This is a genomic window from Allostigmatella hybrida (genome assembly GCF_020103775.1).
GTDB lineage: Bacteria > Myxococcota > Myxococcia > Myxococcales > Myxococcaceae > Hyalangium > Hyalangium aurantiaca.
In genome coordinates this window covers 162,700-175,991 of sequence record NZ_JAHXBH010000005.1, presented here as the reverse complement: position 1 = coordinate 175,991, position 13,292 = coordinate 162,700, and the positions used below count along the sequence as shown (strand labels likewise).

11 protein-coding genes are annotated in these 13,292 nt (G+C 66.9%); 8 read left to right on the top strand and 3 right to left on the bottom strand.

Translation table 11 applies throughout. From position 1 onward, the window contains the following. The first annotated feature begins 9 nt into the window (after window positions 1–9). The 4 genes from KY661_RS11555 to KY661_RS11540 are packed head-to-tail and all read left to right on the top strand — an operon-like array spanning window position 10 to window position 3,754. A complete protein-coding gene (locus KY661_RS11555) occupies window positions 10–882 on the top strand; it encodes a carbohydrate ABC transporter permease (RefSeq protein ID WP_225410261.1) in 873 nt (290 codons plus the stop codon). Next, window positions 879–1,676 carry a carbohydrate ABC transporter permease gene (locus KY661_RS11550; RefSeq protein WP_075009623.1) on the top strand — a complete coding sequence of 266 codons (798 nt, stop codon included), beginning with the start codon at window positions 879–881 and terminating at the stop codon, window positions 1,674–1,676. Before KY661_RS11555 ends, KY661_RS11550 begins: the two co-directional genes overlap by 4 nt. Window positions 1,677–1,697: 21 nt before the next feature. Then, window positions 1,698–1,961 (top strand): DUF2160 domain-containing protein, encoded by a 264-nt coding sequence (locus tag KY661_RS11545; protein WP_245767677.1) that lies wholly within the window; start codon window positions 1,698–1,700, stop codon window positions 1,959–1,961. A 2-nt stretch (window positions 1,962–1,963) separates the two neighbouring features. After that, window positions 1,964–3,754, top strand: a complete 1,791-nt coding sequence (locus tag KY661_RS11540; RefSeq protein WP_225410260.1) for an ABC transporter substrate-binding protein — start codon at window positions 1,964–1,966, stop codon at window positions 3,752–3,754. Between the two features lie 49 nt (window positions 3,755–3,803). On the opposite strand, the gene KY661_RS11535 is transcribed toward KY661_RS11540, so the two are convergent. Then, on the bottom strand, window positions 3,804–4,223 hold the full coding sequence (locus KY661_RS11535) for a hypothetical protein (RefSeq protein WP_225410259.1): 420 nt from the start codon (window positions 4,221–4,223) through the stop codon (window positions 3,804–3,806). Window positions 4,224–4,336: 113 nt separating this feature from the next. Here KY661_RS11535 and KY661_RS11530 point away from each other — a divergent pair, with 113 nt between their 5' ends. After that, the gene (locus KY661_RS11530) at window positions 4,337–5,530 is read left to right on the top strand and encodes an LLM class flavin-dependent oxidoreductase (protein WP_225410258.1); all 1,194 of its coding nucleotides are present in this window, start codon (window positions 4,337–4,339) and stop codon (window positions 5,528–5,530) included. Window positions 5,531–5,542: 12 nt separating this feature from the next. On the opposite strand, the gene KY661_RS11525 is transcribed toward KY661_RS11530, so the two are convergent. Further along, entirely contained in the window at window positions 5,543–7,534 is a 1,992-nt protein-coding gene (locus KY661_RS11525) for an ankyrin repeat domain-containing protein (protein ID WP_225410257.1), read from the bottom strand. A 242-nt stretch (window positions 7,535–7,776) separates the two neighbouring features. Further along, window positions 7,777–8,265: a hypothetical protein gene (locus KY661_RS11520; RefSeq protein ID WP_225410256.1), complete on the bottom strand. Its 489-nt coding sequence runs from the start codon at window positions 8,263–8,265 to the stop codon at window positions 7,777–7,779. Window positions 8,266–9,044: 779 nt separating this feature from the next. Between KY661_RS11520 and KY661_RS11515 the strand changes: the two genes are divergently transcribed. From KY661_RS11515 to KY661_RS11505, 3 genes are all read left to right on the top strand, one after another. Further along, window positions 9,045–10,217, top strand: coding sequence for a hypothetical protein (locus KY661_RS11515; protein WP_225410255.1), 1,173 nt, complete (start codon window positions 9,045–9,047; stop codon window positions 10,215–10,217). A 124-nt stretch (window positions 10,218–10,341) separates the two neighbouring features. Next, window positions 10,342–10,959, top strand: coding sequence for a glutathione S-transferase family protein (locus KY661_RS11510; RefSeq protein ID WP_225410254.1), 618 nt, complete (start codon window positions 10,342–10,344; stop codon window positions 10,957–10,959). 84 nt (window positions 10,960–11,043) lie between these two features. Beyond that, on the top strand, window positions 11,044–13,278 hold the full coding sequence (locus KY661_RS11505) for a glycoside hydrolase family 97 catalytic domain-containing protein (RefSeq protein WP_225410253.1): 2,235 nt from the start codon (window positions 11,044–11,046) through the stop codon (window positions 13,276–13,278). The last annotated feature ends 14 nt before the right edge of the window (window positions 13,279–13,292 follow it).

The following is a 13,292-nucleotide window of genomic DNA, read 5'->3' as shown; positions in this document are numbered from 1 at the left end:
GAAGTGCAGGTGGACAAACCCACGAACAACCGGGCCTGGCTGTTGGTGCTGCCCGTGCTGGCGGTGGTGGCCTTCAGCGCCGTCATCCCGTTGATGACAGTGGTGAACTACTCCGTGCAGGACATCCTCGGCCCCGAGCAGCACATCTTCGTGGGCACGGAGTGGTTCCGCAAAGTGCTCCGGGACCCCGAGCTGCACGGGGCCCTGCGGCGGCAGCTGGGCTTCTCCCTGGCGGTGCTGGCCATCGAGCTGCCGCTGGGCATCGGGCTGGCGCTGGCGCTGCCCATGAAGGGGCGGAGCGCCTCGGTGAGCCTGGTGGTGCTGGCGCTGCCGCTGCTCATCCCCTGGAACGTGGTGGGCACCATCTGGCAGATCTTCGCCCGGGGTGACATTGGCCTGCTGGGCCTGATCATCAATGCCCTGGGGCTGAAGTACAACTACACGGCGGACGCGCTGGATGCGTGGCTCACGGTGCTGGCCATGGACGTGTGGCACTGGACGCCGCTGGTGGCGCTCTTGTGCTACTCGGGGCTTCGCGCCATCCCCGAGGCCTTCTACCAGGCGGCCCGCATCGACGGGGCGTCGACGTGGGCCACGTTCCGCTACATCCAGCTTCCGCGCCTGCGCGGGGTACTCACCATCGCGGTGCTGCTGCGCTTCATGGACAGCTTCATGATCTACACCGAGCCCTTCGTGCTCACGGGCGGCGGCCCGGGCAACTCCACCACCTTCCTGAGCCAGTACCTCACGCGGCTGGCGGTGGGGCAGTTCGACCTGGGGCCCGCGGCGGCCTTCTCGCTCGTCTACTTCCTGGTGGTGCTGTTGTTCAGCTACATCTTCTATACGGCGATGACCCAGCAGGGGCAGGAGAAGGCCTCGTGAAGCCCTCGCGCCTCATCGCCCCGCTGTACCTGCTGCTGAGCCTGGTGCCCATCTACTGGCTCGTGAGCATGTCGCTGAAGACGAACGAGGAAATTCTCGGCCCGTTCTCGCTCTTCCCCCAGGCGCCCACGCTGGCCAACTACCTGGTCATCTTCACGGAGCCGGACTGGCGCCAGGGCTACATCAACTCGCTCACCTACGTGGGCATCAACACGGTGCTCTCGGTGGTGCTGGCGCTGCCCGCGGCGTACGCCTTCTCGCGCTACCGGTTCCTGGGCGACACGCACCTGTTCTTCTGGCTGTTGACGAACCGCATGGCCCCCCCGGCCGTGTTCCTGCTGCCCTTCTTCCAGCTCTACTCGAGCATCGGCCTGTTCGACACGCCGTGGGCGGTGGCGCTCGCGCACATGCTCTTCACCGTGCCGCTGGCGGTGTGGATCCTCGAAGGCTTCATGTCCGGCGTGCCCCGGGAGATTGACGAGACGGCCTACATCGACGGCTACAGCTTCCCGCGCTTCTTCCTGCGCATCTTCCTGCCGCTCATCCGGTCGGGCGTGGGCGTGACGGCGTTCTTCTGCTTCATGTTCAGCTGGGTGGAGCTGCTGCTGGCGCGCACGCTGACCTCGGTGGACACCAAGCCCATCGCCGCCACGATGACGCGCACCGTGAGCGCGGCGGGCATGGACTGGGGCGTGCTCGCCGCCGCCGGCGTCCTCACGCTGGTGCCGGGCGCGGTGGTCATCTACTTCGTGCGCAACTACATCGCCAAGGGCTTCGCCCTGGGAAGGGTCTGAGCCGCCATGGACTTTCAATGGATGGCGTGGACCTTGGAAACGGCCCTGTTCTTCGGGGTCATCGCCGCATTGCTGCTGGCCTATACCGTCTGGGGGCTGGTGTCGCCGTCAGTGCCCCGGAGGGGCTTGCTGCCCATGCCCACGGGCCGGGGAGACCGGCTCTTCCTGGGGCTGATGGGCAGCGCGTGGATCAACCTTGCCTGGCTCGGGCTGACGGAGGCCCCTCAGGGGATCGCCGTGGGCCTTTCACTGCTGTTCATGCTCGTCATCGGAAGATGGGGGTAGTCTTGAAGACCATACTGAGAAGCGCCGTGGCCGTCGCCGTCGCCGTCTCCTTCAGCGGCTGTAAGAAGGAGTCCAAGGAAGAGGCCCCGAAGCCGGGGGCCACGCAACAACCCGCCGCCGCGGCGCCGGAGGACACCGCCGCGCTGGAGAAGGCTGCGGAGAGCTGGGTGGACAAGGAGTTCACCCCCTCCACGCTCTCGCGCGAGCAGCAGCTGGAGGAGCTGAAGTGGTTCCGGGAGGCGGCCAAGGCCTACCGGGGACAGACCATCAACGTGGTTTCGGAGACGATCGACACCCACGTCTACGAAGCCAAGACGATGGCCAAGGCCTTCGAGGAAATCACCGGCATCAAGGTGAAGCACGACCTCATCCAGGAAGGCGACGTCATCGAGAAGCTGCAGACCCAGATGCAGTCGGGCCGCAGCATCTACGACATGTACGTGAACGACAGTGACTTGATCGGCACGCACATGCGCTACGGCCAGGTGGTGCCCCTGTCGGACTTCATGACGGGCGAGGGCAAGGACGTGACGTTGCCCACGCTGGACGTGGACGACTTCATGGGCAAGAGCTTCGTCACGGGGCCGGACGGCAAGATGTACCAGCTGCCGGACCAGCAGTTCGCCAACCTGTACTGGTTCCGGCACGACTGGTTCAACAAGCCGGACCTCCAGGCGCGCTTCAAGAAGAAGTACGGGTATGACTTGGGCGTGCCGGTGAACTGGTCCGCGTACGAGGACATCGCCGAGTTCTTCACCAACGACGTGAAGGAGATCGACGGGGTCCGCGTGTACGGCCACATGGACTACGGCAAGAAGGACCCGTCGCTGGGGTGGCGCTTCACGGACGCGTGGCTGTCCATGGCGGGCGTGGGTGACAAGGGGCTGCCCAACGGCAAGCCGGTGGACGAGTGGGGCATCCGCGTGGAGGGCTGCCACCCGGCGGGCGCCTCGGTATCGCGCGGCGGCGAGACGAACGGCCCGGCGGCGGTGTACGCGCTGACGAAGTACATGGACTGGCTGAAGAAGTACGCGCCGCCGGAGGCCTCGGGCATGACGTTCTCCGAGGCGGGACCGGTGCCGGGCCAGGGCCACGTGGCGCAGCAGATCTTCTGGTACACGGGCTTCACCGCGCCGCTGATGAAGCCGGGGCTGCCGGTGGTGAACGCGGATGGCTCGCCGAAGTGGCGCATGGCGCCCTCGCCGCACGGTCCGTACTGGGAAGAGGGGATGAAGCTGGGCTACCAGGACACGGGCTCGTGGACGATGCTGGCGAGCACCCCGCTGGAGCGGCGCAAGATGGCGTGGCTCTACGCGCAGTTCACGGTGGCGAAGACCACCTCGCTGAAGAAGTTCCTGGTGGGCCTGACGCCGATCCGCGACTCGGACGTGCGCTCCGAGCACGCCAAGAAGGTGGCGGACAAGCTGGGCGGCCTGGTGGAGTTCTACACGAGCCCGGCGCGGGACGCCTGGACGCCGACGGGCACCAACGTGCCGGACTACCCGAAGCTGGCGCAGCTCTGGTGGCAGAACGTGAGCCTGGCGGTGACGGGCGAGCAGACGCCGCAGGGGGCGATGGACAAGCTGGCCAAGGAGATGGACGACGTGCTGGCGCGGCTGGAGCGGGCGGGCATGAAGAACTGCCCCCCGAAGCTCAACCCGGAGAAGGACCCGAAGGAGTGGCTGTCCACGGGCAAGGCGCCGCACCAGAAGCTGGCCAACGAGAAGCCGAAGGGCGAGACGGTGCCCTACGAGCAGCTGCTCCAGGCCTGGAAAGAGGGCCGGGTGAAGTAGCGGCGGTGGTGTGAAGGCGGCGGGGCCGATTCCCGCCGCCTCCGCACGTTCAGGACGTCACGAAGGTGGCGGTGCCTTTCAGCGCCTCCACCTCGTACGTCTGGAGCTGGACGTTGGCAGGGAGGCGTGGGGGCAAGCGGCTGCGCGTAAGGAAGCCCACGGTCGAGAGGGCCTGCGAGCTGAGGGCCGCCGCGAGGCTGACCCGCGGAATCAGCACGGTGAAAAGCAGGGCGCCCGCGTCCGCGTCCGGCTCCAGCGTGATGCTCACCAGCGTTCCGATTTCCGTCTCCGCCTGGCGAATGTCATCCCCCCGCGCACTCACTTCGCGCTGGCCATCCCGGTAGTGCAGCAACGGCTCTCCCGTGATGCTCGTCGCCGAGAAGGTGACGGAGATTCGCCGGTTGCGAACCGCGAAGGTATTGGCGGTGAAGCCTCGGGAGATGGGAGGTGACGCCACCGGCTCTGTCATCGTTGGATCCATGGCTGGAGAGAGAACGGATCTTCACGATGTGACGAACCTGGCCTCCGCGGGCAGGATGCGGGGGGACCTGGCTCCAGGAGAGCCTCAGTGGGGAGGGCAAGATGAGACTCGATATTTTCTCGGAGATGCAGCAACCGAAGGCGCTGTGGCGCGATGCGGACCACGAGCACCGCCTGATTCAGGAGACCCTGGCTCAGGCCCGCCTGGCGGATGAGCTGGGGTACGGCGTCTGGTGGCAGGTGGAGCACCACGCGGCCACGGAGTTCAGCTACAGCTCAGCGCCAGAGTGCATGCTCACGGCGATCGCCATGAGCACGAAGCGGCTGCACGTGGGCCACTCGTCCGTGCTCGCGCCCGCACGGTTCAATCACCCCATCCGCATCGCCGAACGGGCGGCCTTCATCGACCACCTGAGCGAGGGCCGCTTCCAGCTGGGCCTCGCCCGAAGCACCGTCCCCGAATGGCGCACCTTCAACATCGACCCGGATTCCACCCGGGGGCAGATGCAGCAGGCCTTCGAGATGATCCCCAAGATGTGGGGCCCCGAGCCCTTCTCCTGGGACAGCAAGGACTTCCAGATCCGGAACATCCACGTCGTTCCGAAGCCGTACCGCAAGCCGCACCCCGCGCTGTGGCAGGCCTGCTCCAGCCCTGCTTCGTTCGAGCAGGCGGGACGCAACGGGGTGGGGGCGCTCGGCGTGACGTTGTGGGCCTCCTTGGAGGAGGTGGCGGAGATGATCCACCTCTACCGGGAAGCCCTCCGCAAGCACTGCAAGCCGGTGGGCGAGTTCGTGAATGATCAGGTGGCCTTCTTCACCTTCGTGCATTGCGCGGACAGCGAGCAGGAGGCGATGGAGAACGGGGCCGCAAAGGCGGCGGCCTGGTACACCAACGGCTCACTGACCTTCTTCGAGGCGAAGGAGCACTTCATCCGGTCGGCCGCTGAACTGGATGTGCTGGCGAAGGATCCCGCGGGAGGAGGGCTGGCTGGCCAATACTCGCGAAAGAAGGACCCGAACGCGCCGCAGTCACGGGCGCAACGGCTCCTGGGCCGGGTGGTGCAGGGCGAGGAAGTGCCTGACGGGGAGCTGTGGGAGGTGCTGAGCGAGCAGGAGTCCTTGATCGTCGGCTCGAAGGAACAGGTGCGCAATCGGCTGAAGCGCTACGAGGCGCTCGGCATCGATGCACTCATGTCCTTCCACCAGGTCGGCGCCCTGGCGCACGAGAAGGTCATGAAGAGCATCCGCCTCACGGGAGAGCTGATTCCAGAGTTCAGCGCCCCCCGCGCGCCTTAGCGGAGGAGGCGCTCAGGTGAGCACGCTTCCCGTCTTGCGCAAGACATTGAACAGTCTTTCGCGGTCCAGCTGCGCCAGGGCGAAGGCCTTCGGCACGAAGACCTGTTGGAGTGACGCGTCCGAGGCGTCGAAGTCATCCACGGCGAAGTGATGCATGGCCTTCACCTTCGCCCGCACGTCGTAACCGTCCGCGATGACCGCCTTGGCCTTCAGCACACCGCCGACCCGGAGCGAGGTGTCGTTGCCGTGACCCCAGACCACCTGGGCCTCCAGGTCCTGGCCCACGATTCCCTCAGCATCCGTGTCCAGGCCGCTGGCGCGCAGCGAGCCGCCCACCACGAGCAACCCTTCAGGGCCCGCGTTGCGCAGCACGCCATCCACCGTGAGGTTGCCGGTCACGAGCAAGGGCCCATTCACGTGCACGTCACCTTTCACCACCAGGTTCCCTCGCACGAGGCGCGGGAGGCTGGAGAGGCGAGGCGTCTTCGCCTCGGCCGGTAGTGCATCCCGCGCGAGCTCCACCAGGGCCATGGCCGTCCAGGGAGGCTCGCCTTGTACCGCCCCCGCGAGCGCGTTCCAGGACGTGGCGCCTTCCAACGCGAGCCGTTGCAGGACCTGCTCGACGGCGTCCACGTCCTTGTCCTCGTAGTACCAGGCCTTGAGCACCGCCTTGCGCCGGAGGGCCAGCGCCTCCAGCATGGGCTGTACGTCGACCATGCCCTTCTTGCCCGTAGGCGCCCTGGCGCCCATGAGCTGGGCGAGGTGCGGATTGCCGTGCTCCAGCGCCTCCTTCACGGGCGTCTGGCCCACCGCGTTCTTGCGAGCCGCATCTGCCCCGGCTTGGAGGAGGACCTCGATGACGGGCCCTCGTTCCTTGATGCGCGCGTGTTGGTGCAGGGGCGTCCAGCCCTTGCCCGCATTGGGGTTGGCCCCCGCGTCGATGAGCGCCCGGGCCACGTCGGCCCGCCGCGCATCGAAGAGCGCCGTGCGCCCTGATGAGTCGAGTGCATCCACGGGCACGCCACCCTTGGCCAGCAGGGCGATGCAGGACGCACTGCTGTGTTCAGCCGCGGCATGGAGGGGCGTGGCCTTCGCCGCGTCGGTTGCGTCAGGAGAAGCCCCCAGACGAAGCAGTTCCTTCACCAGCGATGGGTCATCCACCCGCGCGGCCAGGTGGAGGGCTCGACGCTTGTGTTTGTCCTGGGCCTCCAGGTTGGCTCCCAGCGCGGCCAGGGCCAGCACCCGGCCGGTCCGGCTGTCGCCCTCGAAACCAGGGCCGAAGAAGGGGGCCGCGTCGAGCCCTGCCGCCAGCAGGAGTCCTTCGTCCAGGGCCTTGGCCTCCCTCTCCGGAGGACGCGGCGCGGGCGTCTGCTTCCGGAGCCAGGCGTGGAAGCCTTTGTCGGAGAAGGCGCCCTCCAGTCCTTGGAAAGCGATCAGGTTGCCGTCGCTCGCCGCCTCGCCGGCGCGCATGCAGGGAGACTTCTTCACCAGGGCGAGCAGTTTCCGGTAGCCCTGCTCCGGCGGGCCGCGCCGCAGCGCTCTCCACGCTTCGAGCCCGCGACGCGCGCACGCGTGGTCCACGAGTTCACGCAGGCCTTCGGCCTCTTCCAGCGCGGTCTCCGCCTGATCGAGCTGGCTCGCCGTTGGCTTTCGCCGCACCAGATCCTCGGCCCATTGGCTCAGGGCCAGTGAGCGCGCCTTCTGGGCGGTCGTCAGTTCTCCGCCGGACTTTGTGCCCTGGGTCAACTCGAGGACGCGGTCGCGAGCCCGCCAGTGCTCGGACTTGACCTCGCGTTCCCAGCGATGGGGCTCCGCGCGCCGCGTGGGCTCCCACGCCCAGTTGAGCGAGTGCAGCGCCAGCAGGTGGTCCGGGTCTGACGCCACCACCTCGCGCAGCAGCGGGATGGCCTCGTCCAGTTGGGGCGGCATCTCATCGAGCAACTGGTCCGCCTTCTTCATCAAAGCGGAGACATCGGGCTTCTTGGGCGTGGGGGGACGCGGCATGGTGGGCATCCTGCCAAGAGGAGGCGGCCACTGCTTGCTTGGCGGCATCTCCTCCACGCCGGTGGGAGCGGCTTCCTCAGTGAAAACAGGTGCTTGCGCGCGACGGCGCCCTGACCACAGTACGCGATCGCGGACGATGCCCGTCAACGGTACCAACCAGTCGGTAGCAGCCGCTTCACGGTACCAACCAGTGCTCACGTCGACGTGTCCGGCCTGGATGCGCGCCACGTCCCTGCACGGACTCAGCGCTCAGGCTTGATTCCCGCTGCTTCAGCAACGCGCCGCGCGTGCGCGATAGCCTGTAACCCCTCTCTGCGGAGGTAATGAGTCTTGCGGATGCGCAGCGCCATCCGCTCGACTTCGCGCAGCATGGCGAACGCCTGCGGGGCTTTCTCGGGGAAGTGAGGCAACGACTGGACGAAGAGGCAGGCCACATGGATCCGATGCGTCAGATCCGCGAATCCAAGCCGTTGACAGCGACGCAAGAGCGGCCCGAACTCATCCCATCCGGCACCGTAGGAATATGCCTCGCTGATGATGTCCTTAGCGGTGATCTGCTGGATGCGGCGCCGCTCAGCGGGTGAACGCGCCTCGCGGAGAAATTCCTTTTCCTGCTCTAGAAGACCCCGCGAGTACTCCGCAAGGGGCACCTTCGCCTGGAGCAATTCGATCATGCGCTGCTCGCGGCGCTCGCGGACACTGGCCCGCCATGCGTTGCGCGTCTCTCTCACGATCAACCCCCTGGACACGGCTTCCCGTTTGCCTCGTCCGGCCATACGCCTGTGCGCTTACAGAACTCCCAGCACGCTTTACACTGGCTCTCGTCGAACACGCGCCCCCATTCTTCGCCCTTCACCGTGTGTTTGCACCGCACGTAGTGATCAAGGCATCGCTCGCGCCATTCCGTTTGCTGCTCGGGCGTTGGAATGGGCGGGATGAACGGCTCGGGGCTCTGCTCGGGTTCGGGCTGCTTCTTGGGCTTGGGCTGCTTCTTGGGCTTGGGCTGATCCTTGGGTGGGGGTCTTGGCCTCCCTGTGCATCGCTCCCAGGCTCCAGGATGCTCCTTGAGACAGCACGTCTCGGTATCGTCTCCTGCCTGGCATCCCATCCCGTTCATGTAGCAGCCCGTCCCCGAGAGAAGGACTGGGAGCAGCAGGAGCACCCAACGTGACCGACGTGCCGCCCGACATGCAAACACGCTCGGTCGATCCATGAGACGGCCCCTATAAAAGCTGCGGGATCAGTCAGCTCCGGAATTATCTGAACCACTGCGCCCCTGTTGCGTAGGCGCGCACCACCCGGCCCGTGTCCGACGTGGCCTGCCTGGACGCTCGCCATACTCCACGAGCCGCGCGTCGAGGGGGGGCTTGGTCCCGGGATTCCGGGGACCAAATCCGAGGGGGGGCCGTTTTCCCCCTACACGGCTTCGAAAGCCGCCGCTTCCACACAGATCAACCCGCCATTCTCAGGGACTGAGCCTCAGTCTCGGGTTTGAGTGACAATGGCGGACATGACGGCTCGCCTTGCTTCCTTCTTCTGCCTCCTCGTTGCCTTGCCTGCTGCCGCCAACGTGGCCGCATCCACACGCACGCCGTCGGCTTTCGCCCTGTCTCCGGGAAGCGCGCGCACGCGCTCGGAGGTGCTCGGCGAGGAGCTGTCCTTCGACTGCTCGGGGGCGGAGCGCGAGGAGGCCTGCCGCTTCGAGGCGCGCTACCGGCTGCGCAACAGCACCTCCGAGGCGGAGGTCATCGACGCCGCCTTTCTGGGTATCCGTGTGAGCGAGGTGAGCGTGGCGTTCGACGGGGAGCCACTCCCGGTGGCGCAGGGACAGAGGGACCCACCCGAGTCCACATCCGAGGAAGCGCTCGGGCGGCTCGCTCGCACCGCGGTGGAGCGTTTCGGATTCACCCTCACGCTGCCGCCGGAGCGGGGAGGGGAGTTGGTGGTGCGCGGCGTGGTGCGGCTCGAGCGGCGCTTCCTTCCCTCAGGGTATGAGTGGCCTGCGGTGCACGCGCGCCACGTGCTGCTGTCCTCCAAAACGCAGCGGGCCACGTATTGGGACATCGACTACCTGCTGGGGCCCATCCGCACGTGGGCGGGCAGCCCCGAGCTCCACGTCACGGTGCGCATCCCCTCGGCGTGGGAGGTGGGGAGCAGCCCGGACGCCTCCGCGCGCACGCTGCCGGAGCCGGCGGGGTGGCAGGTCCGGCGCCAGGGCGCGCACGCGGTGGCGGAGCGGCGCATCGAGGGGGCGAGCGCGCCGGAGTGGTTCAACATCGCGCTCACGCAGCGCAAGCCGTGGTGGACTCCGGGCGGCGTACAACTGGGCGTGGGCGCCCGGCTCGGGAACGCCTCCCGCTTCATGGCGCGGCTCGGCTATCAGCTCGCCGCGCCCGAGTCCTTCCTGCACTCGCTCTCGGTGGAGACGGACTTTCGTGAGCAGCTCGTCCTCACGCCGCTCACACAGTACGCAACGCCGCAGATCCTCATCATCCCGAGTCTCGGCCTCGGGGTAGGCGTGCCGGTGCAGGTGCGTCCTGACGCCAGGCCGGGTGTGCGGGTGCTCGTAGACCTGCACTTGGGCCCGGCGGGAGCCGCGCTCAGCTGGGACCACTATCCCCGGCTGCGGGAAGGCTCGGACCCCTTCTCGCGTCTCGCCCTCCTGCTCCAGGTAGGGCTGTAGGCTACCCGGGTCGACAGCATCGAGGCCGACCAAACGATGGGGAGGCGTGACGCGGAGTGGATTCGCGGCGGGAGGGTACTCCGGGCTAGGGTTCGGCCCTCTTTTTCACCCTGGAGTCCAACCCATGAAGCTTCATGCCAACCCCCTGTCCACCGCCGCCTTCAAGGTCTTCGCCCTCGTCCATGAACTGGCCCTGCCCGTGACCCTGGTTCCCGTGGACATGATGAAGGGCGAGCACAAGTCGCCCGCGTTTCTCGCCAAGAACCCCAACGGCAAGGTGCCTGTCCTGGAGGACGACGACGGCTTCTGTGTCTGGGAGTCCAACGCCATCCTCTGTTACCTGGTGGCCCAGAAGCCCGGCAGTGGGCTGATGCCCACGGACGCGCGGGGCATTGCCCAGGTGCAGCAGTGGCTGCAGTGGCAGGCCACCACCTTCAGCCCGTCCACCCTCGAGGTGATGATGGAGACCGTCTACGTCAAGATGCTGGGCCGCGTGAAGGACGAGGCGAAATACCAGGCCGGTCTGGAGAAGGTCCGCCGGGACCTCGGCGTCCTGGAAGGGGCCCTTGCCCAGCGGGAGTTCCTCTGTGGCCCGCTGACGATCGCGGACTTCTCGCTCGTCTCCAGTCTGCTGCTGCGCGCTCCCATGGGCCTGGATCTGGAGGCCTTCCCCCGCGTGAAGACCTGGGTGGCCCGGATGGAGGCGCGCGAGAGCCTGCGCAAGGCCATGCCCGCCCTGTAGATAGGATGTCCTTGAATATCCGGTTTTGCTAGGAAGAGGGGGTGCCCTGTCGGGGCGCCCTCGTCGCCCAGGAGAACCGTCGTGATGCCATTCCTCCGTGCCCTCTTAGGGAGCATCGGTCTGCTGACCCTGGTTCCCGCCCACGCGTGGGCTCAGTGGACCGTGTCCTCGCCCAACGGCTCGACCCACATTTCCGTCAGCCTCAACCCTTCCACGGGAGCCCTGAGCTATTCCGTCACGCAGGGCGGTGCCGTGGTGCTCGAAAGCTCCGCGCTGGGGATCAGCACCAGCGCTGGCGACTTCGTGAACGGTTTGAGCTTCGTCAGCCGGAGCAACACCGTCATCAACGAGAGCTACTCCCTGCCGGGCCGGAAGAAGGAGAGCTACCTCAACTCCGCCAACGAGGCCGTGCTGCGCTTCTCGAAGGGTGGCCAGGAACTGCACCTGGCCGTGCGCGCGTACAACGACGGCGTTGCCTATCGCTACCGCATCCCCGGAAGCGGGGCGCTCTCCATCTACAGTGAAAGCAGCGCCTTCAACCTGCCGGACACGGCAACGGGGTACGCGCAGTCCTACGTGTCGAATTACGAGGGCTTCTACCCGGCGCGCAGCAGCTTCGCGAGTGGCAACTTCGGGATGCCGGTCCTGGCAACGGTGGGCACTCGGTGGGTTCTGCTGGCCGAAAGCGACATCGGGGGGAGCTACCACACGTCCCAGTTGACCGGGGGCAGTGGCAATACGCTGCGGTGGTCCTGGCCCACCGCGACGAGCGTGAACACGTCGCGGCAGTTCAACAGCCCCTGGCGGCTCGCGGTCATCGGCTCGCTCGCCACCCTCGTCGAGTCGAGCCTGGTCGAGAACCTGAGCGCGCCGTCTCAGCTCGCCGATACCTCCTGGATCCGGCCGGGCCGGGCGGGCTGGTCCTGGCGCGCCGGTGGGAACCAATCGGACTACAACACGCACGTCTCGTTCGTCGACTCCGCCTCGGCGATGGGCTGGGAGTACTACCTGGTGGACGAAGGCTGGCAGGCGAGCTGGGTGCCTTCGCTCGTGACTTACGCGAACACGAAGAACGTCGGAATCTGGCTCTGGGTGAACGACGAGGACGTCAAGACCGAGTCGCAGATGCGCACGCTGTTCAGCCGCTGGGCGGGGTGGGGCGTGCGCGGCGTCAAGGTCGACTTCTTCGACGGCGATTCCCAGGTCACCATGCAGCTCTACGAGAAGCTCGCCCAGGTGGCGGCGGAGAACCGGCTGCTCGTCAACTTCCACGGGTGCACCAAGCCGAATGGCATCGGCCGCAAGTGGCCCAACGTCCTCTCCCAGGAAGGCGTCTTCGGCGCGGAGCAAGGAGAGCTGTCCGCGGCGCACAACCTCTCGCTGCTCTTCACGCGCGGGGCCATCGGTTCCATGGACTACACGCCTGGCGCCTACTCGAACGCGGGCGGGCAGACCACGTGGGCGCACCAGACCGCGTTGCCCGTCCTGTTCGCGTCCTACGTCCAGCACTACTCGGACCATGGCGCGATGTACCGCGACAGCGTCGCCCGGGAGTTCCTGCGCGCGCTTCCCTCCACCTGGGACGACACGCGCCTGCTGGAGGGAACTCCGAGCCAGTACGCCACGCTCGCGCGCCGGCGGGGAAATGACTGGTACGTCGGAACGATCTCCGGTGGTGCGGGACGGACGGCGGCGATTCCCCTGTCGTTCCTGACCGCTGGGACGAGCTACACCGCGCACATCTACATGGACGGGACTTCGGACAACGACATCGCGTACCAGGTTCAGCAGGTGTCGAGCACCAGCGTGCTGAACATTCCCGTGAGAGCCAACGGCGGGGCGGCGATCCGCATCACGTCCCAGAGCGTGCCGGTGGTCCCGAGCGCCATCTACAAGATCATCAACCGTCAGAGCGGCAAGGCACTGGCCGTTCGGAATGCCTTGAGGTCTGACGGGGCGGATGTCATCCAGTGGGCGTACGTCGACAGCACTACCAATGATGAATGGCGGTTGGTCGACGCCGGGGGCGGATACTACGGCCTGCTCAACCGCAACAGCGGCAGAACCCTGGATGTCTACGACGCCTCGGCCACCGCGGGGGCGAAGCTCATCCAGTACACGAGCCGGGGGAGCGCCAACCAGCAGTGGCAGCTGGCCGATGTGGGCGGCGGTTACGTCCAGATCGTGAGCCGGAACAGCGGCATGGTCCTCGATGTCGAGGCCGCCTCCCTGGCCGATGGCGCGAACGTCATCCAATGGCCCTGGAGCGGCGATGCCAACCAGCAATGGCAACTGGTGCAGGTGGGCAGCGTTCCCTAGCGGAGCGGCTGCCA